Annotated in this window: 18 protein-coding genes; 7 read left to right on the top strand and 11 right to left on the bottom strand. The window is 64.7% G+C overall.

What is annotated here, in order from left to right; translation table 11 throughout:
• Positions 1–3: 3 nt before the first annotated feature.
• The 3 genes from ABIC51_RS11945 to ABIC51_RS11955 form a co-directional block, all read right to left on the bottom strand.
• Complete coding sequence (locus tag ABIC51_RS11945) at positions 4–6123, bottom strand: YadA-like family protein (RefSeq protein ID WP_175897945.1); 6120 nt, start codon at positions 6121–6123, stop codon at positions 4–6.
• A 675-nt stretch (positions 6124–6798) separates the two neighbouring features.
• Positions 6799–6948 (bottom strand): hypothetical protein, encoded by a 150-nt coding sequence (locus ABIC51_RS11950; RefSeq protein ID WP_175853333.1) that lies wholly within the window; start codon positions 6946–6948, stop codon positions 6799–6801.
• A 138-nt stretch (positions 6949–7086) separates the two neighbouring features.
• A complete protein-coding gene (locus ABIC51_RS11955; RefSeq protein WP_167562607.1) occupies positions 7087–7395 on the bottom strand; it encodes an H-NS histone family protein in 309 nt (102 codons plus the stop codon).
• Positions 7396–7654: 259 nt separating this feature from the next.
• Here ABIC51_RS11955 and ABIC51_RS11960 point away from each other — a divergent pair, with 259 nt between their 5' ends.
• Entirely contained in the window at positions 7655–8584 is a 930-nt protein-coding gene (locus ABIC51_RS11960) for a response regulator transcription factor (protein WP_226129593.1), read from the top strand.
• Between the two features lie 89 nt (positions 8585–8673).
• Here the strand turns inward: ABIC51_RS11960 and ABIC51_RS11965 are convergent, their stop codons facing one another.
• The 3 genes from ABIC51_RS11965 to ABIC51_RS11975 all read right to left on the bottom strand — a co-directional run bounded on the left by ABIC51_RS11965 (position 8674) and on the right by ABIC51_RS11975 (position 11326).
• A complete protein-coding gene (locus tag ABIC51_RS11965) occupies positions 8674–8844 on the bottom strand; it encodes a hypothetical protein (protein ID WP_155627521.1) in 171 nt (56 codons plus the stop codon).
• A gap of 244 nt (positions 8845–9088) precedes the next feature.
• Positions 9089–9226 (bottom strand): hypothetical protein, encoded by a 138-nt coding sequence (locus ABIC51_RS11970; protein WP_155627520.1) that lies wholly within the window; start codon positions 9224–9226, stop codon positions 9089–9091.
• Between the two features lie 537 nt (positions 9227–9763).
• Positions 9764–11326 carry a tetratricopeptide repeat protein gene (locus ABIC51_RS11975; RefSeq protein WP_175897883.1) on the bottom strand — a complete coding sequence of 521 codons (1563 nt, stop codon included), beginning with the start codon at positions 11324–11326 and terminating at the stop codon, positions 9764–9766.
• 1072 nt (positions 11327–12398) lie between these two features.
• Between ABIC51_RS11975 and ABIC51_RS11980 the strand changes: the two genes are divergently transcribed.
• The 6 genes from ABIC51_RS11980 (at position 12399) to ABIC51_RS12005 (ending at position 20072) form a co-directional block, all read left to right on the top strand.
• Positions 12399–13865 carry a carbohydrate porin gene (locus tag ABIC51_RS11980; RefSeq protein WP_175897884.1) on the top strand — a complete coding sequence of 489 codons (1467 nt, stop codon included), beginning with the start codon at positions 12399–12401 and terminating at the stop codon, positions 13863–13865.
• Between the two features lie 65 nt (positions 13866–13930).
• Entirely contained in the window at positions 13931–15064 is a 1134-nt protein-coding gene (locus ABIC51_RS11985) for a hypothetical protein (RefSeq protein WP_146253404.1), read from the top strand.
• An 11-nt stretch (positions 15065–15075) separates the two neighbouring features.
• A complete protein-coding gene (gene efeB, locus ABIC51_RS11990) occupies positions 15076–16374 on the top strand; it encodes an iron uptake transporter deferrochelatase/peroxidase subunit (protein WP_226152141.1) in 1299 nt (432 codons plus the stop codon).
• 65 nt (positions 16375–16439) lie between these two features.
• Positions 16440–17474 (top strand): iron ABC transporter substrate-binding protein, encoded by a 1035-nt coding sequence (locus ABIC51_RS11995; protein WP_354006489.1) that lies wholly within the window; start codon positions 16440–16442, stop codon positions 17472–17474.
• A 2-nt stretch (positions 17475–17476) separates the two neighbouring features.
• Entirely contained in the window at positions 17477–18994 is a 1518-nt protein-coding gene (locus ABIC51_RS12000) for an ABC transporter permease (RefSeq protein WP_354006490.1), read from the top strand.
• A 28-nt stretch (positions 18995–19022) separates the two neighbouring features.
• Positions 19023–20072, top strand: coding sequence for an ABC transporter ATP-binding protein (locus tag ABIC51_RS12005; protein ID WP_175853347.1), 1050 nt, complete (start codon positions 19023–19025; stop codon positions 20070–20072).
• Between the two features lie 110 nt (positions 20073–20182).
• Here the strand turns inward: ABIC51_RS12005 and ABIC51_RS12010 are convergent, their stop codons facing one another.
• Genes ABIC51_RS12010 through ABIC51_RS12030 form a run of 5 tightly spaced genes read right to left on the bottom strand, consistent with a single transcriptional unit; the run spans position 20183 to position 23129 of the window.
• On the bottom strand, positions 20183–20698 hold the full coding sequence (locus ABIC51_RS12010) for an SRPBCC family protein (protein ID WP_049097657.1): 516 nt from the start codon (positions 20696–20698) through the stop codon (positions 20183–20185).
• A gap of 44 nt (positions 20699–20742) precedes the next feature.
• Positions 20743–21375: a LolA family protein gene (locus tag ABIC51_RS12015; protein ID WP_027788221.1), complete on the bottom strand. Its 633-nt coding sequence runs from the start codon at positions 21373–21375 to the stop codon at positions 20743–20745.
• Entirely contained in the window at positions 21372–21791 is a 420-nt protein-coding gene (locus ABIC51_RS12020; RefSeq protein ID WP_088611360.1) for a cupredoxin domain-containing protein, read from the bottom strand. The genes ABIC51_RS12015 and ABIC51_RS12020 overlap by 4 nt, the downstream gene beginning before the upstream one ends.
• A gap of 40 nt (positions 21792–21831) precedes the next feature.
• Positions 21832–22617 (bottom strand): anti-sigma factor family protein, encoded by a 786-nt coding sequence (locus tag ABIC51_RS12025; RefSeq protein ID WP_027788223.1) that lies wholly within the window; start codon positions 22615–22617, stop codon positions 21832–21834.
• Positions 22614–23129 carry a sigma-70 family RNA polymerase sigma factor gene (locus tag ABIC51_RS12030; RefSeq protein WP_027788224.1) on the bottom strand — a complete coding sequence of 172 codons (516 nt, stop codon included), beginning with the start codon at positions 23127–23129 and terminating at the stop codon, positions 22614–22616. Before ABIC51_RS12030 ends, ABIC51_RS12025 begins: the two co-directional genes overlap by 4 nt.

A 23129-nucleotide genomic window follows, 5' to 3' on the forward strand; every position in this document is an offset into this window, starting at 1 on the left:
CAATTATTTCCACTGATACAGCATGCCGGCGCCGATCACCTTCTGACCGCCGCTGAAGCCGCCGTTGATCGACGCCTTCAGGTTGTCCGTGATGCGCGCCTGCATGTTGACCGCCATCGCCTTCTGGCCGAGGAAGGTCGACGTGCCCACACCCATCCCGAAGTTGGCGTCGCGATCGAGCTGCGGGATCGACGCCATCGCGCCGACGGCTGCGATACCCTGCTTCGCCATCTGGTCGGTCTGCTGCAGTTGCGAACCCAGCGAGTTGATCTGCGCCTGCTGGCCCGACAGTGCCGTCGACAACGTCGTCTGCACCTGCGTCAGCTGGTTCACGTTCACCGCGTCGGTGCCTTGCGTACCCGGCGCGACGTTCGTGATCTGGCGCTGCTGCGTGTCGCTGCCGACCGACACCACGTTCGAGCGACCGCCGTCGTTCGAATTCGCGCCGATTGCCACCGAGTTCGAGCCGGCAGTGACGGTTGGTTTGTCGGAGCCGGTGCCGTTCATGTCGGCGGCGACGCCGGCGGTGTTCGTCGTGTTCGTCGTCATCAACGTGGAAAGCTGACTCAACTGGTTGTTGATGTTCGTCACGCCAGTCGACAGCGAGGCCACGCTGTTGTTCGTCGTGCTCAGGCCGGTGGACAGGGAACTGAGACCGGCCGCCGTCGATGTCGACAGCGCGTTGATCGCGGTTGAGGTCGAGGTGGACAGCGCAGACACGTTGCTATTGGTCGAGCTCAGGCCCGTCGACAGCGAGTTGATACCCGTCGAAAGTGATGCGACGTTCGTTGCGGTCGACGTCGACAGGTTGTTGACCGCCTGGTTCGTCGCGTTCAACTGGCTGCCGTTGATCGCGTCCGTGCTGGTGGCCGAGACCTGGCCGGCAGCGACGTTCGTGATCTGGCGTTCCGCGCCCGGCGCACCGACGCTCAGAACGCCCACCGGACTGGTGCCGGCGACCGAGTACGTGACGCCGCCGACCGTGACGCTCGACACCGCGACCGCATTGCCGGTGACCGCGTTCGCACCGAGCGCGATCGAGTTGGCAACGTTCGCGGTGGCATTCGAACCGAGCGCGAGCGCGTTGGTGGCGCTGGCCGTCGCGCCCGAGCCGTAGGCCTGCGCGCCGATGGCGCTGGCCGTGGCCTGGTTGCCGAGTGCGATCGTATTGTCCGCGGTGGCCTGGCTCGAGTTGCCGAGTGCGAGCGCGCTGTTGCCGGTTGCCGTGCTCGCGTTGCCGAGCGCCACTGCGCCGGTACCGGTCGCCGTGTCGTTCGCACCCATCGCGACTGCGCCGGTACCGGTCGCGACGCTCGGGTCGCCGATCGCGACCGCGCCGTCGCCGCTCGCGGTATTGCCGGAGCCGATCGACACGGCCTTGCCACCTGTTGCCGATGCGCTTTGACCGATCGCGACCGAGCCGTCCGATTGTGCGTTCGAGCCGTAGCCGACCGCGACGCTGCTTGCGCCCGCGGCAGTTGCGGCTACGCCGGCGGCCAGCGAGTAGAGACCGGTCGCCCCGCTGTTGGCGTAGTTCGAGGATTGCGTACCGCCGTCGTTGACGCTGTAGTAGTGCGTTTTCGCGGCTTCGATCGCGGTTGAGGTCGACGTGGACAGCGACGTCATCGAACTGTTGGTCGAACTGAGGCCCGTGGACAAGGAGCCGATACCGGTCGACGTCGAGGTGGACAGCGACAGGATCGTGCTGTTCGTGCTGCTCAGGCCGGTGGACAGGGAACCGATGCTGGTCGAGGTCGACGTGGACAGTGAGGAGATCGAGCTGTTCGCCGACGACAAGCCGGTCGACGTCGAAGTCGACAGCGACGTGATCGAGCTGTTCGCGGACGACAGACCCGTCGAAGTCGACGTGGACAGCGAGGAGATCGAGCTGTTGGCCGACGACAAGCCAGTTGACGTCGAAGTCGACAGCGACGACACCGTGCTGTCGGTTGAGCTCAGGCCAGTCGACAACGAGCTGATCCCCGTCGAAGTCGAGGTGGACAACGACGTGATCGAGCTGTTCGCCGACGACAAGCCGGTCGACGTCGAAGTCGACAACGACGACACCGTGCTATCCGTCGAGCTCAGGCCCGTCGACAACGAGTTGATGCCCGTCGAGGTCGACGTGGACAACGAAGAAATCGAGCTATTCGCCGACGACAAACCCGTCGAGGTCGAGGTGGACAGCGAAGAAATCGAGCTGTTGGCCGACGACAAGCCCGTCGACGTCGAGGTCGACAGCGACGACACCGAGCTATCCGTCGAGCTCAGGCCAGTCGACAACGAGCTGATCCCCGTCGAAGTCGAGGTGGACAACGACGTGATCGAGCTATTCGCCGACGACAAGCCGGTCGACGTCGAAGTCGACAACGACGACACCGTGCTGTCGGTCGAGCTCAGGCCGGTCGACAGCGAACCGATGCTGGTCGAGGTCGATGTGGACAGCGAGGAGATCGAACTGTTGGCAGACGAGAGGCCGGTCGAGGTCGAGGTCGACAGGGACGTGATCGAGCTGTTCGCGGACGAGAGACCCGTCGAGGTCGACGTGGACAGAGAGGAAATCGAGCTATTGGCCGACGACAGACCGGTCGACGTCGAAGTCGACAGCGACGACACCGTGCTATCCGTCGAGCTCAGGCCCGTCGACAACGAGCTGATGCCCGTCGAAGTCGAGGTGGACAACGACGTGATCGAGCTATTCGCCGACGACAGACCGGTCGACGTCGAAGTCGACAACGACGACACCGAGCTATCCGTCGAGCTCAGGCCAGTCGACAACGAGTTGATGCCCGTCGAGGTCGACGTGGACAACGAAGAAATCGAGCTATTCGCCGACGACAAACCCGTCGACGTCGAGGTCGACAGCGAAGAAATCGAGCTGTTGGCCGACGACAAGCCGGTCGACGTCGAAGTCGACAGCGACGACACCGTGCTATCCGTCGAGCTCAGGCCCGTCGACAACGAGCTGATGCCCGTCGAAGTCGAGGTGGACAACGACGTGATCGAGCTATTCGCCGACGACAGACCGGTCGACGTCGAAGTCGACAACGACGACACCGAGCTATCCGTCGAGCTCAGGCCGGTCGACAACGAGCCGATGCCCGTCGAGGTCGACGTGGACAGCGAAGAAATCGAGCTGTTCGCCGACGACAGGCCGGTCGACGTCGAGGTCGACAGCGACGACACCGTGCTATCCGTCGAGCTCAGGCCGGTCGACAGTGAGCTGATGCCCGTCGAGGTCGACGTGGACAGCGAAGAAATCGAGCTGTTGGCCGACGACAAACCGGTCGACGTCGAAGTCGACAGCGACGACACCGTGCTATCCGTCGAGCTCAGGCCGGTCGACAACGACGAAATGGCGCTGGTCGCAGTACCAACCTGTTGTGCAACCGAATAAAGCTGGCTGCCGTTGACCGCGTCGGTACTGGTCTGCGTCACCTGGCCGGCGGCAACGTTGGTGATTTGTCGCTCGTTGCCCGCGCTGCCGACACTTACGGTGCCGACCGGTGCGGTGCCTGTGAATCCACCGAACGTGACGCCGTTGACGGTCGCTCTGCTCGTGGGATTGGCGGCAGCGGTCTGCGAGTTGGCGCCGAGCGCGACGGAATTGTTGGTGCCGGCGACGGCGCCGCTACCGATGGCGACGGCGTCGGTGCCGGTCGCGGTGCTGTCGGTGCCGGTCGAGTTCGCGTGGAAGTACTTGATGCCCTGGCTGTTGATATTGTCGATCGCAGAGCCGACGCTGTTGGCCGTGGTGGTCGTGCCATTTGCGTTGTACGTGGTGTAGGAGGGGGCAGAAATCGTGCCGGTGGCCGGGTTGTAGGCCGCACCACCGCCGAGTGCCGTGGCGGTGCTATTGCCGAGGTTGTTGGTCGTGGCGGTGACCGTGCTCAGGCCGGTCGACAGTGAGCCGATCGAGCTCGTGGCCGTCGACAAGCCGGTCGACGTCGAAGTCGACAGCGACAGAACCGAACTGTTTGCCGAGCTGATGCCGGTGGACAGCGAGTTGATGCCGGTCGAGGTCGACGTGGACAGCGAAGAAATCGAGCTGGTGGCCGACGACAGACCGGTCGACGTCGAGGTCGACAGCGACGTGATCGAGCTGTTCGCGGACGAGAGACCCGTTGAAGTGGAAGTCGACAGCGACGACACCGAGCTATCCGTCGAGCTCAGGCCCGTCGACAACGAACTGATGCCCGTCGAGGTCGACGTGGACAACGAAGAGATCGAGCTGTTCGCCGACGAAAGACCGGTCGACGTCGAGGTCGACAGCGACGTGATCGAGCTATTCGCGGACGACAGACCCGTCGACGTCGAGGTGGACAGCGAAGAAATCGAGCTGTTCGCCGACGAAAGACCGGTCGACGTCGAGGTCGACAGTGACGTGATCGAGCTGTTCGCGGACGACAGACCCGTCGACGTCGAAGTCGACAACGACGACACCGAGCTATCCGTCGAGCTCAGGCCCGTCGACAACGAGCTGATACCCGTCGAGGTCGACGTGGACAGCGAAGAAATTGAGCTGGTGGCCGACGACAGACCGGTCGACGTCGAGGTCGACAGCGACGTGATCGAACTGTTCGCGGACGACAGACCCGTCGACGTTGAGGTGGACAGCGAAGAAATCGAGCTGGTGGCCGACGACAAGCCGGTCGACGTGGAAGTCGACAGCGACGACACCGAGCTATTGGTCGAGCTCAGGCCGGTCGACAACGAGCTGATACCCGTCGAAGTCGAGGTCGACAGCGAGGTAATCGAGCTATTCGCCGACGACAAACCGGTCGACGTCGAAGTCGACAGCGACGACACCGAGCTATCCGTCGAGCTCAGCCCGGTCGACAACGAGCTGATGCCCGTCGAGGTCGACGTGGACAACGAGGAGATCGAGCTGTTCGCCGACGACAGACCCGTCGACGTCGAAGTCGACAGCGACGTGATCGAACTATTCGCCGACGACAGACCCGTCGACGTCGAGGTCGACAGCGACGTGATCGAGCTGTTCGCAGATGACAAGCCGGTCGACGTGGAAGTCGATAGCGACGACACCGAGCTATTGGTCGAGCTCAGGCCGGTCGACAACGAGTTTATGCCCGTCGAGGTCGACGTGGACAACGAGGAGATCGAGCTGTTCGCCGACGACAGACCCGTCGACGTCGAGGTCGACAGCGACGTGATCGAACTATTCGCCGACGACAGGCCCGTCGAAGTCGAAGTGGACAGCGAAGAAATCGAGCTGTTCGCCGACGACAAGCCGGTCGACGTCGAAGTCGACAGCGACGACACCGAGCTATTGGTCGAGCTCAGCCCGGTCGACAACGAGCTGATACCCGTCGAGGTCGAGGTGGACAGCGAAGAAATCGAGCTGTTCGCCGACGACAAACCGGTCGAGGTCGACGTCGACAGCGAGCCGATCGAGCTGCTGGCCGACGAGAGACCGGTCGACGTAGACGTCGACAACGACGTAATCGAGCTAACAGCCGACGACAGGCCCGTCGACGTCGACGTGGACAACGACGTCAATTGGGAAAAGTTCACCGCATCGGTCGGATTCGTACCCGGCGCCAAATTCGTGATCTTGTTGTTGTTCAGCGACGTCGTGTTTTTCAGGTTAATAGTGCCGCTCGTACCAGCGTTCAGCGTTATGCCGCTTGGGCCGTACAGTGTAATCGCGCCCGCGGCATTACTTCCGGTCGCCCCGACCAACATGTAGGCATTAGTGCCAGTTACACCGCCGTTAGCACTCGGATTCTCCGAGATGACTACCCCCGTGCCTCCGCTTGCGCAGGCCCCCTCACCGTTGACAGCGTTAACGCTCGTTACACTAATGTTCGAGCCGCTAATAGACGCCGTGGACGAAGGAGTGCCATTACAGTTCTCAATCGCACCCGCCCATGCCTCGTTGGGCAACACGCCCACGGTCAAGATTCCTGCCACAGCCAGAAATCCCAACACGCCATGCGCAAGCCGCATCGTCGGCACACGGCATACGCTCTGGCCAGGCGAATTCACACTTCCCTGCTCGCAAACGCTCTTGGAAGCCTTACCGCGCGCGTTCGTCAGCTCGGACGCTGCCACCCACACACCCAGCGCCTCATTCCATATGCTTCGATAAATTTTATTCATGGTAATTAGGTACCCGATATTACTTTTTAGAATTTGACGCTCTCGCCGATCATCGGATTGGCATGCTTCGCGTCAACGGCTCTCGTGGTTCGTGGGGTGGAGCGTCACCATCCATATTTCAAGTGTCGCCACACGATCTCGAACTTTTTGGCCTGGTGCTTTTTCCACACTTATAGTCAGGAAAACTTATTAATTGACATCGACTGGCTTCCCGCCGCTTCGTCATTGCCGTGATCGATCGCGATCACGGTTGGACTCTCATCATCCTCCGCGAGCAGATCGCCAATGAAGCGGACGACGTTGAGGCCGATGATGTTGTGCGTACATGAGTGACACGGATCAATGCGTTCGCGCCGTGGTCTGGAGCGCCAGGAACAATGCGTCGGTAGTTCCTACGGTTCGATTTCTTGACGCAACCTCCCGAGAACCAGCTACGACGATCCGCAAAGGCCGGTCTCGTGGAGATGGAGCCGGCGAATCGGGACGTCATGCAAAGCCCGCTATAGCTTGTCGAGACTTATCTGCTCCGCGACAAATACCCGCTGGTCACGTTCTGTGTGCAACATCCTGTTGTGTTTGACCATAAAGCCCTCCCTGTTGAGCGCTACGCTCGGCTTATCGAAATGCCTGGACCGCAACAGATCGAAGTCAACTGAGAAGGGCCAAGCGACCTGCTCACTCGTCGACGTTTCGATCGAGGCCGTACGCACGGCCACGGCGATCATCTCGCTCCTCAAAGCATGCGGCCCAATAGCAACCCGACTGACCGCTCATGCCGAATTTCACGACAACAGATACCGGATGCAGCTTGTCGACCGTCAGCATCAACAGATGCCGCTGCCCGTATCCCCTGATACAGGCTATCGACAGCGTTACAGAGTCCGACTGCCAATTTCGCAAGCCACGGAAACGCCTCGGCACACCAAACACCGGACCTTCACTTCAATGCAAAGATCAAATGCCTCAATCCTCACGCTCGAAATTGGATATCTCAAACTGCTTGCGATCTTTATCGCGAATCCATTCGGGCGCGCGACCCACCCCTGACCACGTTGCTCCGCTAACGGGATCGAAATAGCGGGGGCGCCGTTTGGTCGCACGACGCAGGACATCGACCGCGAAAATATCCTCAGGAGAAAAACCAAACTCGCGGACGCAATATCTGATCTCCAGCAAAATTTCCTCCGCAGCCGCTCGCCGCTCCTCGGCAATCCGCGACTCCAGCTTCGCCCGTCTCTCCAAATACCGCCGATACGACTCCAGGTTACGCATTTAGATAATCACGTCTCGCCATTCTTGGAAATAGACTCTGATCGAGACGGCAATCTGGTAACCGCTCGCCACTCGCCTGTCCATCGCTATCAGCCGCAAAATATTTCCGGATGCTTCAACGCCATCAATGGCGAATGACCCACATCTATTTCGTCATACAAACCATTCAGACGGCAAATTCGCCTGAAAGGCAATCGCACCCGCTTCATCAATCCACATGAAGCATGCTATATGGAGGGCAAATTGAAATTGACAACATTTGTCACGAATCAATCACGCCCTAGAATTTATTCCGTTCATAAAAGTTGACAAAAAAACAGCCAAAAAATGCCACTCTATTTCGCAAATCAGTCATGCCATCCAGGCGCACGAGGCCCAGGCATATTGTTTCAATTTACTTTCAGTTAAATCCGGCCACCAAACCACCCCATGCACGAGGGTATTCCCGGATTTAAACGACACGATAAAAATGGTGCCAATGAAGATTCTTGCCGTTGACGACGAGCCAGCACAGGCGGCGTTCATCCGCGATTCCCTGATCGCCGAAGGGTTCGATGTCCGAGGCGCCACACGGGGTGCGGAAGCCATACGCCTCCTCGAAACCGACAACTTCAATCTGGTTGTGCTCGACTGGAACCTGCCGGATATTTCCGGACTGGAAGTCCTCGCCTGGATTCGTGCGCGAGTGGGCAGAGATCTCCCCGTGCTGTTCCTGACGAATCGAGTGCGCGAGGAGCAGCTTGTCATTGCGCTCGATGCAGGTGCCGACGACTATATGGTCAAGCCCGTTCGTCGCCATGAACTGATCGCAAGAGTACGCGCGCTCCTGCGGCGTGCCTATCCAGTGAACGCAACGCCAACATCGATCAACATTGGGCGTTATCGTCTGGACCTCGTGACCGAAACCGCGTTCCTGAGCGATGAGCCGATCAAACTGACATCGAGAGAATTCAACGTCGCCGTCGCCCTGTTTCAAAACTGTGGCCGCGCGATGCCAAGAGAAGCATTGATCAAGTCGATATGGGGCCGCCATAGCGACCATATTTCTCGAACGCTCGATACGCATATCTATCGTGTGCGATCGAAGTTGCGAATCGGCCCCGAAAACGGTGTTCGACTTCGCGCTGTCTACAATCACGGTTATCGGCTGGAGTTGCTCGATCCCAACCTCACGCACGATGCAGAATAGCGGCTGCCGTTACCCGCGCCAAAGACAACCTACGTGACCGAGGGGCTGTCAAGCTGCGTTCCTGCCGGGTGAACACCGAGGGCTTGCAGTCAGGAAATGGTGTCACCCTGACCGCTGCGCAAACCATGTGCTGGTTGCACGATACGGCAGCCGGCATCGTTGATCGAAGCGCCGTTGCCGATGGTTACCCTCTCAGCGGGTACCGCCAATTTCCAGGCGAACGCCGTGACGCTCAGAATTCGATACAGGGAATGTTGCATTTTTCAACCTCACATCGGAACGTCGCTTCTGGCATCGGTACGATCGTGACCGGCACGGGGGACTGCACGAACCGCCGTTACCGAGCCTGCTCGCGCGGCGGCCTGGTCACCGGCTTCGTCGAACCTTGAATCAGTCGAGCCGCAAGGGGCATGAGCTCACCATGTTTGGGGCGATCGGCTAGCCAGGCCACGCAGACGGCCAGCGCAATCGCGCTCCCCCACAATGTCAACAGGACACGCATCCTCACCTCACCTTCACCGGTTTGGCCGCGACCTGCGTGATTTTCGCCCGCGGTTTCGGTGCCGTTTCGAGGACAACCACCAGCGTCACGACAAGCCCGCAGATCAGAAGTCCGCACATTCCGAGCATTGCCTTATTCATTTCTGCGCCTCCCCCTGCATCGTTTGAACGAATGCGCCAATCGAGCCGCACGGGCGACCGTGCATGGACGCTCGAATCACACCCGAAAGGCTCGACGCGATTCGATCGCCCGATGGCCGGCCACGGAATGCGTCCTGGTGACGGTCGCGACGCTCTTGATGCCGTGGATCGCGATGAAGTTGCCGTTGGCATGACGAGGCGCATCGGTCGTTGGCTATCTCGAGTCGCGACGGCAAACCGAGCCTTTCGACGATCCCCGAACGCATCTGCGGCGATCTCACTTGTTGCCTGTAAAGAGGTTCTTCGTTGATCTTCGGGGAATAGGTCAGCTTCAATTTCTTGCCACCCAAACTATCAGGAATGCAGAGTAATATTCCAAGAACCCGACTTCACCCAAGATACCGAAGCATCATCAGATTGGAGTGGACTCTCGACGATTCACGCGTTCGCGTCGCCCGGCACGGTCGCCTGCCCCCCCCCCGAAAACCGCCCGCTGGAATGGCACGAGAGACGGTTCCGCTTGCTCCACTTGGTCGACTAGTCGCGCCGATGCGCCCTCTCGGCCGAGAAAGCCGTAGCGTTGAACTCCAGTTCGGACAAGACGCGCTCGATTACCTCGGACCAATTTCCGCGCGTGGTTTGGGTAAAGATTCGCATGCCGGGATACCACGGACTATCTTCACGATTGCGCAACCAGCGCCAGCACCCCGAGTATCGGTTCAGTAACCAAACGCGCTTACCCATGGCTGCCGCAAGATGAGCGACCGCAGTGTCGACTGAAATGACAAGATCCAGTGTGTCGATGAGGGCCGCGGTATCGGCAAAATCCCTCACCTCGTGCATCCAGTCGACTACATGCGGGTACTTCTCGTGGGGCAACGCTTTCGAAATGTCTTCTGCCTTCTGCAGACTGATCCAGTGCGCACCAGGCCACGCGAGCAATGGCGCCATCGTCTCCAGGTTGATACTGCGCCGTCGATCTTCGGGCATGGCCAAATGCCCTCCCGCCCAGACCACCCCGATGCGAGGCAAAGTCCCTGGTAACAAGGTTGCCACTTTCGATGACCATTTTCGCGATCGTCGCCGATCAGCGTGCAAATATGGCAAGTTGACGGGAATGTTGTCTACTCGCGTTCCGAAGGCCATGGGCATCGACAGGAGCGGGCAATACCAGTCCCATCGAAGCGCGTTGAATGGCTTGTCTTCGAGCAGCGTCAGATTCGGCCACCGGGAGCAGAATGAATCGGTCAGCAACCGGCGCAGCGGTTTCGGGCATATGAATCCAACTGCCGTGAAATGTCCGAGGGCCATTTCGAGATATCTGCAAAATTGCAGCGTATCGCCAAAGCCCTGCTCGGCAAAAACGAGCAGGCGGTTTTCCCCTGGCGGTAGCGCTTGCCCCAGCCATCGACGGATCGAAATAGCAGGAGGCTTGATCCCTGAAGGCGAATCGCCCTCTCGAATGGTTGCCCATCGGTGTTCGAAATGTGGCCACGCTTCCCCATAGTCGCCGGCGCAAAGCAATGCATATCCGAGATTGGCGTGAGCTACGAGATGGTTTGGATTCAACTTGATTGCTTGACGATACGCATTGATCGCCAGATCGATTTTTCCTAACTGGTAGAAACTCACGCCCAGATTGCTATGAGCATCCGGACGCGCTGGATAACGTTCGATCATGCGTCGGCAAATATCACGGGCGTCTTCCGGCTTGTCATCCAGATCCAAGGCCATAAACAAGTTATACAGCAGCTTCGAAGTGTCCAGATCCGGCTGATGATCTTCGGCAAACGCCAGACCGCTTCGCGCGCTTGCTGCCGCCTGAGGAAACGCGTTCAATCGGACTTGCGTCACGCTCAGGCTGTTGTAGAAAGTGGCATCAGGAGACACATCAATAGCCCGTGTGAACCAGTCCTCGGCCTCCTCAACGTCATTCAACGACAGAGCGATCAGCCCTCTCAGATGCAGGACATCACCGCTCGACGGGTACTCCTTCAGAACGTCTTCGACCAGCCGAAGAGCAAGTTCAGGCTGGCCAGCGTTATAAGCCTCGATGGCCTTGTCATAGCACAACTGGATATCTTCAAGATTCGATTCCACGGCAACCCCGATCAGCAGTCCAAAGCAGTGAACGTTCCGCAGCGCAGCTCGGACCCGGAAGATGGACGCTGGATATCCATTACCGCCTCAATGCCGATTTGCCAACGTTGCATGGGGCGCGCGTCGGAAACCGGGAATTTCCTGGGGCCCTTCCAACGTCGACGTGTCGGTTTGAAAATTCAACCAGACCTCGATCCGTCGTTGAACAGACTCGATCCAGCGATCGGTCGTAACCGGATGCCGTCCGAAAGCATCCTGCCCCGCAAAAACCCTCGATCAGAAAAAAGCCAAGCGTGAGCTTGGCGTCAAATCCGAGGGGAAGTGCTCCAGTTACGGAGCAACAACGATGGTACGCGTCGTCACACGACGAGATTTGAACGATTGTCACATTCAGAAAGAGGGAGGCATTTGCGGCCTTCGGCGATCACCGTCACCGGCCTGCGATAACCGGCCATTCAAAATCATGCGAACCATCGACTCAACGACGGAAGCGTGCCTCGTCCGGAAGCCTTGCTTCGACAACAGGGCCGTCCGAATCTGAACGAGCCTCGACGTCAGCCGCCGGAACCCGCACGAATACGACAAATAATCCCTTAACAACGCAAACCCTGAGGAGCGCCCGCGGGCCAACCTGGCAGGCCCGCGCGGCCCAGAAATCTCATCCAGCCCCGTTGGGACACCGGGAAAGCACGGAGTTCCTGCGATCGACGCCATCACACAAAAACTTCCGTAACGGCACCGCTTCCGTCCGCTGCCCCCCCTCTGGCACCAGCCGAATACCTCGCGCGCCCCACCGCGCAGATCCATCGACTCGCATCCAAGCATTCATTTTCATTACGCCGATATTTACGGTTTACCTCTGCACTAAACACGCCAAACGCCCTGTCCGTAAGCCCCTGGATTACATTCGGTAATTTAATGCGAATCATTCTCGTTTACATTGACTTTCCCATTTGACACTCCTACGATGCGCCGCGTTGCGCTTCGCTTCGTGCCCTGGCCAATCGGAGCCGAGCGTCCGGACAGCGATCGACAAGCAGGACTCCACACTAATTAAAACCAGGGATTTGATATGAAGTTTGCGTCGTTCCAGGGAGACAGCGTCCGTGCCCGGATGCGCCCCGCCGCCTGCGCGGCCATCCTCGCATGCGCGTCGTTCGCGAGCGGCGCCGCTTTCGCCGACGTGCCCGTCGACGCACAACCCGAAGCACCCGAGGCCGACCTCTCGATCCAGGCGAAGCCGACCAACATGTGGACCGGCATCTGGACGCGCCAGAGCCTGCTCGGCGACATGGGCGGCATCCGCCCGTGGCTCGGCAAGTACGGCGCGACGCTGCAGATCACCGAAACCAGCGAATACCTCGCGAACCTGCGCGGCGGCCTGAACCGCGGCGGCGCGTACGACGGATTGACGACGGCCACGTTGACGGTCGACACGCAGAAGGCGATCGGCCTGGCCGGCGGCACGTTCAACGTCAGCGCGCTGCAGATCCACGGCACCAACCTGAGCGCGCGGAACCTCGGCACGCTCAACACCGCGAGCGGCATCGAGGCGCAGGGCACGACGCGCCTGTGGGAGCTGTGGTACCAGCAGTCGTTCCTCGACAAGCGCGTCGACGTGAAGATCGGCCAGCAGAGCCTGGACCAGGAATTCATGGTCAGCACGTATGCGAACACGTTCGTCAACACGATGTTCGGCTGGCCCGCACTGCCGTCGTACGACCTGCCCAACGGCGGCCCCGCGTATCCGCTCGCGGGCCTCGGCGTGCGCGTGCGCGCGCAGATCACGCCGAAGCTCACCGCGCTCGCGGGCGTGTTCGACGGCGACCCGCTCGGCAACAACCCGAACAACCTCAGCGGCACCAGCTTCAACCTGCACAACGGCACGCTCTATATCGGCGAGCTGCAGTACGCGCTGAACCAGCCGTCCGACGGCGAAATGGACACCGGCCGCTCGAACGGGCTGCCGGGCACCTACAAGATCGGCGTCTGGTATCACAACGGCCGCTTCGCGGACCAGAACGTGGGCACCGACGGACTGTCGCTCTCCGATCCCACGTCGAACGGCAACGCGCAGCTGCGCCACGGCGACTACAGCTTCTACGCGGTGGCCGACCAGATGATCTGGCGCCCCGACCCGACCGGCCCGCGCAGCCTCGGCGTGTTCGCGCGCGTGATGGGCGCGCCGGGCGACCGCAACCTGGTGAGCTTCTCGGCCAATGCGGGGATCGTGCTGAAGGCGCCGTTCGAAGGCCGCGACAACGACAGCGTCGGCCTCGGCGTCACGTACATCCAAGTCGGCAACCACGTGACCGACCTCGACCAGGCCGCGCGGACGTTCGCGACCGGCCCGTACGGCGTGCGCACCCGCGAGACGACGCTCGAAGCGACCTACCAGTACCAGGTGAACCCGTGGTGGATCGTCCAGGCCGACGCGCAGTACACGTTCAACGCGGGCGCCGGCCAGAACCCGAGCGACGCGACGCAGCCGCTGCGCAACACGTTCGTGCTCGGCGCGCGTACGACGATCACGTTCTGAGCGACGCGCCCACGCGACCCGTTTTTCGTGCGCCGCCCGGACGGCGCGCCCTCCAGGAGATTCAAATGATTCAATCCGCCCCGCTTCGCCGCCTCGCGACGGGCGCACTGGCCGCCGCCGCACTGACGGCCGCCGCCGGCGCACTCGCCGAGCCGCAAGGTTTCCTCGAGACGCTGCATCGCCACACCACGCTCGTCAACACGGTGCCCGACAACGGCGACCAGAACCCGTACGCGATCGCGGTCGCGCCGGTGTCGGCCGGGACGATCCAGGCGGGCGACGTGCTCGTCGACAACTTCAACAACGCGGCGAACCTGCAAGGTACCGGCAGCACGATCGTCGACTACCGCCCGTCGACGAAGCAGCTGAGCCTGTTCGCATCGATCCCGCGCGACCTGAAGGCGTGCCCGGGCGGCATCGGCCTGTCGACGGCGATGACGATGCTCAAATCCGGCTGGGTGATCGTCGGCAGCACGCCGAGCAACGACGGCACGACGAACACCAAGGGGGCCGGCTGCCTGATCGTGCTCGATCCCCAGGGCAAGATCGCATCGACGTGGTCGACCCCGAACATCAACGACCCGTGGGGCAACATGGCCGTGGTCGACCGCAGCGACAGCGCGACGCTGTTCGTCAGCATGGCCGGCTTCGGCGTCGGCCGCGCGGACGGCAACCCGCCCGTCTACAAGCAGGCGACCGTGCTGCGCCTCGATCTCGACGTGCCGGCGGGCAAGCCGCCCGTGATCAAGCAGGAAACGGTCGTCGCGAGCGGCCTCGGCGCGCAGGCCGACAAGGGCGTGTTCCTGGTCGGCCCGACCGGCCTCGCGTTGTCCGGCGACCAGAAGAAGCTGTACGTGTCGGACGCGATCGGCAACCGGATCGTCGAAATCGACGATCCGCTCACGCGCGACACCAGCGCGGGCGTCGGCCGCCAGGTCACCGCCGACGGTTTCCTGCGCCGCCCGCTCGCGCTCGCGACCGCACCGAACGGCCACCTGCTCGCGACCAACGCGCAGAACGGCCAGGTCGTCGAGATCGACCCAGTCGCCGGCAAGCAGCTCTACGCGCGCTGGATCAACACCGACAAGGCGCAGTCGCCCCCCGGCAACGGCAACCTGTTCGGCATCGCGATGACGCCCGAGGGCGACGGCTTCTACTACGTCGCGGACGACGTCAACACGCTGTTGCTCGCGAAGTAACGGAACGAACCATGGCAGACGATCACAACCAGCCGCCCCGCCCCGCACGGCGCGGCTTCCTGAAGGCGGGCGGCGCCGCGGTGGCCGCCGGCCTCGCGGCGGCGTCGATGCCGGCCGCGAAGGCGGCGGATGCCCCCGCCGCCGCACCGGCCCCCGCGCACGACGGCGTCGAGCCGTTCTACGGCCAGCACCAGAGCGGCATCGCGACGCCGCAGCAGCGCCACGCGTATTTCGCGGCGCTCGACCTGACGACGACGCAGCGCGCGGACGTCATCGCGCTGCTGAAGACCTGGACCGACGCCGCCGCGCGGATGACGCGCGGCGACACCGCGCAACCGCTCGCTGCGACGGGCGGCGACGAAGTCGCGCCGGCCGACGGGGGCGACGCGCTCGGCCTCGGCCCCGCGCGCCTGACCATCACGTTCGGCTTCGGGCCCGGCCTGTTCGCGCTCGCGGGCAAGGACCGCTACGGCCTCGCGAAGCAACGCCCCGCCGCGCTCGTCGACCTGCCGCGTTTCAACGGCGACCAGTTGCTGCCCGAGAAAACCGGCGGCGACCTGTTCATCCAGGCATGCGCGGACGACGCGCAGGTCGCGTTCCACGCCGTGCGCCAGCTCGTGCGGCTCGGCGCGAAAGCGACGCAGATGCGCTGGGGCCAGGCCGGCTTCACGTCGGGCAAGCCCGGCGAGACGCCGCGCAACCTGATGGGCTTCAAGGACGGCACGATGAATCCGCCGATGTCCGATCCGGCCGCGATGAACGAATTCGTGTGGGCCGGCAGCGAAGGCCCGGCATGGATGAACGGCGGCACCTACACGGTCGTGCGCCGGATCCGCATCACGCTCGAACACTGGGACAACACGGAGCTCGGCTTCCAGGAACAGGTGGTCGGCCGCCACAAATACAGCGGCGCGCCGCTCGGCCAGAAGGACGAGTTCGAGGCGCTCGACCTCGACGCGGCCGACAAGGACGGCAACCCGGTGATCCCCGACAACTCGCACGCGCGACTCGCATCGCCGCAGGTCAACAACGGCGCGCAGATCCTGCGCCGCGCGTACTCGTACAACGACAGCACGAGCTTCTACATCGAACGCTGGCCGCCGTGGCGCCAGCAGACCGAGTACGACGCGGGGCTGATGTTCGTCGCGCACCAGCGCGACCCGCGCAAGGGCTTCATTCCGATCAACGAGAAGCTCTCGAAGCTGGACATCATGAACCAGTTCACCACGCACGTCGGCAGCGCGATCTTCGCGTGCCCGCCGGGCGCGCAACCCGGTTCGTACATCGGCGCCGCGCTGTTCGACGCATGACGTCGCGCCGCGCAAGCCAACGCACACCTTTCCGGCCCGGCCGGATGCAACCTGCTGAAAACGACATGATCACTTCACCCGTTAGCCGCCCGCTGCGGCACCTGATTTCCGCGGCGGCCGCCGCGCTGATGCTGACCGGCGCGCTGCACGCCACCCGCACGCATGCCGCGACGCTCACGCTGTACAACGCGCAGCACGAGCAAGTCGTGAACCAGCTCGTCAAGGACTTCGAAGCGCAGAGCGGCATCACCGTGAAGGTGCGCTCGGGCGAGGGCCCCGCGCTCGCCGCGCAGATCGCCGCGGAAGGCGACCGCACGCCGGCCGACGTGTACTTCACCGAAAACTCGCCGGAGCTCGTGCTGCTCGACCGCAAGGGCCTGTTCGCGAAGACCGACGGCGCCACGCTGCAGTCGGTGCCCGCGCGCTTCAACCCGGCCGACGGCAACTGGGTCGGCGTGCTCGCGCGCGAGAACGTGCTCGTCTACAACACCGCGAAAATCCAGCCGCAGCAGTTGCCCGCGTCGCTGCTCGATCTCGCGAAGCCCGAATGGAAGGGCAAGGTCGGCGTCGCGCCGAGCGACGCGGACTTCCTGCCGCTCGTGAGCGCGGTGCTCGCGCTGCACGGCGAGGCCGCGACGCTGCAATGGCTGAAGGGCCTGAAGGCCAACGCGCAGATCTTCGACGACGACGAAGGCGTGACGGCGGCCGTCAACCGCGGCGGCGTGCTGACCGGCATCGTCAACAACTACTACTGGGACCGCCTGCACGCCGAACTCGGCGACAAGTCGACGCGCAGCGCGATCCACCACTTCGGCCACGGCGACGTCGGCGGTGCCGTCAACGTGTCCGGCGCCGCGGTGCTGAAAGCGTCGAAGCACCAGCCGGAAGCGCAGAAGTTCGTCGCGTATCTCGTCAGCGAGCGTGCGCAGAAGCTGATGGCGGGCGGCCATGTCAGCTTCGAGTATCCGCTGCATCCGGGCGTCGCCCCCGATCCGATCCTGAAACCGTTCAACGAACTGAGCCCGCCGGCGCTGACGTTCGAACAGCTCGGCGACGACAGCCAGGCCGGCAAGCTGCTGCGTCAGGCCGGCCTCCTCTGAGCATGAGCGACGCCGTGTCCCGCACGGCGCGCACCGCGCGCGACGGCGAGCGCACCGCGACCCGGCGGCGCCCGTCGCGCGCGCTCGTCGCCGCGGCCGCGTGCGGGCCGCTCGCGATCCTGTTGCCGCTCGGCTTCACGCTGTACCGCGCGGCCACCTTCGGCGTCGACGATGCGATCGAGCTGCTGTGGCGCCCGCTCGTCGGCGAGTTGCTCGTCAACACGCTGTCGATCACGCTCGCCGCGACCCTCGCATGCACGCTGCTCGGCACGGCGCTCGCGTGGTTCATCGAGCGCACCGACCTGCCGGCCCGGCCGCTGTGGACCGCGCTGGCGGCCGCGCCGCTCGCGGTGCCGCCGTTCATCACGAGCTATGCGTGGGTGTCGCTGAGCCTCGACCTGCAGGATTTCCTCGGCGCGCTGATCGTGCTGACCTCCGCGTATTTCCCGCTCGTCTACCTGCCGGTGGCCGCCGCGCTGCGCGAGCTCGACCCCGCGCTGGAGGAAAGCGCGCGCACGCTCGGCTGCTCGCCGTGGCATACCTTCTTCCGCGTCGTGCTGCCGCAGCTGCGCCCCGCGCTGTGCGGCGGGATGCTGCTCGTCGCGCTCGGCGTGCTGTCCGAGTTCGGCGCATTCCAGTTGCTGCGCTTTCGCACGTTCACGACCGAGATCTATGCGGAATACCGCACCGCGTTCGACGGCGGCGGCGCATCGCTGCTCGGCTGCGTGCTGATCGCGCTGTGCCTGCTGTGCCTCACGATCGAGGCGCGCGCACGCGGCCATGCGCGCTACGGTCATACGCACCGCGCCGCACGCCGCGTCGCGATGCGTTATCCGCTCGGCAACCTGCGCGGCCCCGTCACCGTCGCGTTCGCCACGCTCGCCGCCGCGACGCTCGGCGTGCCGCTCGCGATGATCGGCTACTGGCTCACGCAACAGGGCGCGGCCGCCGTCACGACGCTGCTCGCGCTGCCGCTCGCGTTCCTGCTGGTCCGTTATCCGGGCCGCGTCGCCACCCTTCTCGAGCGCACGGCGATGACCGTGCAGGGCGTGCCGGGCATCGTCGTCGCGCTGGCGATCGTGTCGATCACGGTGCGGCTGCTGCAGCCGCTCTACCAGAGCGCACCGGCGCTCGTCGCCGCGTACGCGATCCTGTTCCTGCCGCTCGCGGTCGTCAGCGTGCGCGCCGCGTTGTCGCACGTGCAGGTCCGGCTCGAGGAAACCGCGCGCTCGCTCGGCCTCGGCTGGCGCGCGACGCTCACGCGCATCGTGCTGCCGCTCGCGGCACCGGGCCTCGGCGCGGCCGCGACGATGGTGTTCATCTCGGTCGTGACGGAGCTCAACGCGACGCTGCTGCTGTCGCCCATCGGCACGCGCACGCTCGCGACGCAGGTGTGGAGCGATACGGCGACGCTCGCGTTCGCCGCCGCGGCGCCCTATGCGGCGCTGCTCGTCGCGCTGTCGCTCGGCGCATCGGGACTGCTGTTCCTGCTGCTCGGCCGCGCGTCGGTGCGCGATTGAGCGCCGCCCTTTTTCCCCGGAACCGCCCATGAGCGAACTACGCATCCACGGCCTGTCCAAATCGTTCGGATCGCATACCGTCCTGCACGACATCGACCTCACGGTGCGGCGCGGTTCGCGCCTCGCGCTGCTCGGCCCGTCCGGCAGCGGCAAGACGACCCTGCTGCGCGTGCTGTGCGGCTTCGAGCGCGCCGAGCGCGGCACCGTCGAAATCGACGGGCGCCGCGTGGCCGCACCCGACCTGCACCTGCCGCCCGAGGCGCGCCGGATCGGCTACGTGCCGCAGGAAGGCGCGCTGTTTCCGCATCTGTCGGTGGCCGACAACATCGCGTTCGGGCTGCCGCGCGCGGCGCGGCGGCGCCATCATCGCGTCGACGAACTGCTCGAGATGGTCGGGCTGCCCGCATCGTATGCGAGCCGCGCGCCGCAGCAACTGTCGGGCGGCCAGCAGCAGCGCGTCGCGCTCGCCCGCGCGCTCGCGCCGGAGCCGTCGCTCGTGATCCTCGACGAACCGTTCTCCGCGCTCGACACGTCGCTGCGCCACGAAACGCGCAGCGCGGTCGCGGATGCGCTCGCCGCGGCGGGCGCGACATCGGTGCTCGTCACGCACGACCAGCCCGAGGCGATGACGCTCGGCGACGAAGTGGCGGTGATGTGGCACGGCCGCCTCGTACAAACGGCCGCGCCCCAGACGCTGTACCGGCAGCCGGTCACGCGCGACGTCGCGTCGTTCGTCGGGCAGGCCGTGCTGCTCGCCGGCCGCGTGCGCAGCATGCGCATCGCCTGCGCGCTCGGCGAACTGCCGCTCGTCGCGCCGCTGCCCGACGGGCCGGCCGACGCGATGCTGCGCCCCGAGCAGATCGGCATCGTGCCGGTCACGCAGGCCGATGCCGCGCGCGGCCATACGGCGCGCGTCGAAGCCGCGCGGTTCGCGGGCCAGGATGCCGACGTGGTCGTGCGCCTCGATGCCGATCCCGAGGTGCTCGTGCGCGCACGCGTGCCGGGACACCGGTGTCCGGCCGTGGGCGAACGTGTCGCCCTGGTGGTGGATGGCGCGGTGATGGCGTACGCGCGCTGAGCGTTTGGCGTTTGGCGTTTGGCGTTTGGCGTTTGGCGTTCGGCGTTTGGCGTTCGGCGTTCGGCGTTCGGCGTTCGGCGTTCGGCGCTTTTACACACGTTCACGCGCATTCAGGCATCGGCGCAACCCGCATCCGGCAACGGCCGGAAAGTCCGGCCGTCCGTCTCGACGGCCGCGCCCAGCAGCCGCGCGAGCCCCTTCGCGCCTTCGCGCATCACGACGTCGTGATTCCATCGGAACAGCGGCCGCCCCAGCGGCTCCAGCCGGTTCATCCAGCGCACGTGCGTGCGGATGTGCCAGTCGTAGCGCACGATCGTGCGTGCGCCGTCGGCGGCGAACGACCAGCATCCGTCGCCCTCGATCGCGCCGCTCGCGCGGCCTTCGAGCGCATGACGCGGCTCGACGCGTCGCACGCGCATGTCGAAGGTCAGCCGGTACGGCAGCGCGCCCTTCCACGTGTACCGGTGCAGCGCGCCGACGCCGCGCACGTCGCCCGGCTCGATCTCGACGGTGCGTACGGCGCCCTTCCACCAGTCGGGCCAGCGGTCGACCTGGTAGATCGCGTCCCACACCGCCGCGAGCGGCGCGTCCACGCGCCAGGTCGTCGAGAACCGGTATTCCGCCATGCAGCCTCCGGCATGCCCGTCAGGGGCATGAGTCAGCGCACCGCTCAGGGCGCGAAGAAGCGTTCGGGAAACGCGACGTCGATCTCGACGTCGTCGAGCGTCACGGTTTCGAGCGGCACGTCGCCATCGTCCGCGAAGCTGACGACCTTCAGCGGAAAGCCGTCCTCCGTATCCAGCCACAGCCGGTAGCGATGCACGCCGTCGACCGCATGCGCGGGCGCGCCCGTAACCGACACGCGCAGCGCGGTCCGGCCGCCGACGGCCTCCTCGCCTTCGGTCACCGTCGAGCCGCCCTCCTGCAGCGCATGAACGTTGCGCAACAGTTCGCCGACGTCGGACCGGTCGACCCGGTGGCCGCTGCGGTCGCGCACGAGCGGATTGGACGGCGACAGCGTCAGCGCGGGCGGCGCATGCGCGCCGAACGGGCGCAGCCGCACCTTGCCGTCGCCGGGATCGTACGCGAGCACCGCGCCGTGATGCGGCGACACGAAATCCATCCGGACGAAGCCCGGTTTCAGGTATGCGTAGCGGAATTCCGTATGTTCGCCGCTGCGCGCGGACGAGCGGATCGTCGCGCGGTACGAGCGGACGTGGTCGAAATGCGCCTGCGCGACGGTCACGGGGTCGGCGGTCATGCTCGCTCCTATCAGGCTCGCGGCCAGCAACGCGGCGATCACGGCGCCGCCTCGACATCGAGCACGCCTTCCATCCCGCGCTCGCGATGGCTGCTGAAAAACAGCAGCCGATGCGTGCAATAGTAGGCGAACCGGCCCGGCTGCGCCGGCGTGAAGCGAAACGTCTTCGGCGTCGTGCCGAGTGCCGTGTGCACCGCGATGCCGGCCTGCGGCGCATCGATTTCGAAGCTGTGCGGCACCAGGCCGGGCTCGGCCGACACGGTCAGCTCGACCGGCACGTGCGCCCGCACGATCACGTGGTTCGGTCGGAAGAAATAGCTGCCGCCGACGATCGCGACCCGCTGCACGCCGTCGGCGTCGACGGGCACGCGCACGGGTACGTCGCCCTCCGCCCGGGCAAGCGCGGTGCCCGCGGCGAGTGCCGCCAGCAACGGGATCAGCACGAGCCCCTTCGTCATCGTCATCTTCATCTCGTGCTCCGTACCGGCGCCGCGCGCATCACCCCTTCCACGCGTCGGTCTGGCCGCCGAGCGCACCGCACGCTTCGATCGCGAGTTCGCGCAGGCGCCGTTCATCGCCCTGGCCGGACAACGCGTAGCCCATCCCGCGATCCGACCAGAAATACGTGTAGCGGTCGCCGGCCGACATCGCCCGCGGCGCGACGCGCCGTGCGTCGTAGGCCGTCATGTACAGCGTCACGCGCTCGCCGTCCGCGCGCTGGTACATGAGTTGCGCGGCTGGCCCCGCGTCGCCCGGGAGCAGCCGTCCGCCGAGCAGCGCGTAGCCGTATTCGTCGAGCGACGGCGCGCGCACGGGCCGCCCGAGACGCGCGGACAGCCACCCGGCGAGGCGTTCCGGGTCGCCCGCTCCGACTTCGACCGGATGTTCGCGATCGGCCACGTACGTCGCGTACGCGACATCCGCGCGCGCGGCGAACGCCGGTTCGCTGTCGAGCGCGACCCAGCCCGCGTGCAGCGCGATGCCGATCAGCAGCCCGGCCGCGAGCCCCGCGAGCGCATGGGCGATCCCGCGCCGACGCGGCGCGCGGCGCTGCACGAACAGCGCGGGCGCGGCACCCGGCAGCGGAAACAGCGCCTGCAGTGCGTCGCGCTGCGCCCGGTAATGCGCGAATCGTTCGGCCTCCTCCGGATCGGCCTGCACCCGCTCGAGCATCTCGTTTCGCTCGCGCCCGGACAGCTCGCCGTCCAGCAACGCGGACAGCAGTTGCGCCGACGCATCGTCGTCCCGCTCGTCGTTCGAAGGTTTGCGCGGTTCGTCCATCATGTCTTCCCGATCACCCGTAACGCGGGCGTGCCGTGCGCCGACGGCTCGTCCGACAGCATCGCGCGCATCTGCCCGCGCGCCCGTGCGAGGCGCGACATCACCGTTCCCACCGGGACCCCGAGCACCTGTGCGGCGTCGCGATAACTCAACTCCTCGAGCGCGACCAGCAGCAACACCTCGCGCTGCTCGACCGGCAGCCGGTACAGCGCGCGCTGCACGTCGCGCAGCACCAGCCCGCCGATCTCGCCGGCCGGCGCGGCCATCGTTTGCCACGGCGCCGTCGCATCGTCGACCGCGATCTCGTGCCGCGCGCGCAACTGGTCGATGAAGCGGTGCCGCAGCAGCGTCAGCAGCCACGCGCGCAGGTTGCCGCCATCGCGCGGCGGCCGGTTCAGCGCACGCTCGAGCGTGTCCTGCACGAGATCGTCCGCCCAGGCGCGGTCGCCCGTCAGCGCGCGCGCATAGCGCGTGAGATGCGGCAGCCACACCAGCAGATCCGATTCATAGCTCAT

Source organism: Burkholderia sp. 572 (assembly GCF_040545135.1).
In the GTDB taxonomy this organism is placed as follows: domain Bacteria; phylum Pseudomonadota; class Gammaproteobacteria; order Burkholderiales; family Burkholderiaceae; genus Burkholderia; species Burkholderia cepacia.

What these genes read in the sequence shown, in the direction of transcription:
- ABIC51_RS11945 (WP_175897945.1), bottom strand. Translation starts at nt 6,123, where the DNA reads ATGAATAAAATTTATCGAAGCATATGGAATGAGGCGCTGGGTGTGTGG.
- ABIC51_RS11950 (WP_175853333.1), bottom strand. Translation starts at nt 6,948, where the DNA reads ATGCTGACGGTCGACAAGCTGCATCCGGTATCTGTTGTCGTGAAATTC.
- ABIC51_RS11955 (WP_167562607.1), bottom strand. Translation starts at nt 7,395, where the DNA reads ATGCGTAACCTGGAGTCGTATCGGCGGTATTTGGAGAGACGGGCGAAG.
- ABIC51_RS11965 (WP_155627521.1), bottom strand. Translation starts at nt 8,844, where the DNA reads ATGCAACATTCCCTGTATCGAATTCTGAGCGTCACGGCGTTCGCCTGG.
- ABIC51_RS11970 (WP_155627520.1), bottom strand. Translation starts at nt 9,226, where the DNA reads ATGAATAAGGCAATGCTCGGAATGTGCGGACTTCTGATCTGCGGGCTT.
- ABIC51_RS11980 (WP_175897884.1), top strand. Translation starts at nt 12,399, where the DNA reads ATGAAGTTTGCGTCGTTCCAGGGAGACAGCGTCCGTGCCCGGATGCGC.
- ABIC51_RS11985 (WP_146253404.1), top strand. Translation starts at nt 13,931, where the DNA reads ATGATTCAATCCGCCCCGCTTCGCCGCCTCGCGACGGGCGCACTGGCC.
- efeB (WP_226152141.1), top strand. Translation starts at nt 15,076, where the DNA reads ATGGCAGACGATCACAACCAGCCGCCCCGCCCCGCACGGCGCGGCTTC.
- ABIC51_RS11995 (WP_354006489.1), top strand. Translation starts at nt 16,440, where the DNA reads ATGATCACTTCACCCGTTAGCCGCCCGCTGCGGCACCTGATTTCCGCG.
- ABIC51_RS12000 (WP_354006490.1), top strand. Translation starts at nt 17,477, where the DNA reads ATGAGCGACGCCGTGTCCCGCACGGCGCGCACCGCGCGCGACGGCGAG.
- ABIC51_RS12005 (WP_175853347.1), top strand. Translation starts at nt 19,023, where the DNA reads ATGAGCGAACTACGCATCCACGGCCTGTCCAAATCGTTCGGATCGCAT.
- ABIC51_RS12010 (WP_049097657.1), bottom strand. Translation starts at nt 20,698, where the DNA reads ATGGCGGAATACCGGTTCTCGACGACCTGGCGCGTGGACGCGCCGCTC.
- ABIC51_RS12020 (WP_088611360.1), bottom strand. Translation starts at nt 21,791, where the DNA reads ATGACGAAGGGGCTCGTGCTGATCCCGTTGCTGGCGGCACTCGCCGCG.
- ABIC51_RS12025 (WP_027788223.1), bottom strand. Translation starts at nt 22,617, where the DNA reads ATGATGGACGAACCGCGCAAACCTTCGAACGACGAGCGGGACGACGAT.
- ABIC51_RS12030 (WP_027788224.1), bottom strand. Translation starts at nt 23,129, where the DNA reads ATGAGCTATGAATCGGATCTGCTGGTGTGGCTGCCGCATCTCACGCGC.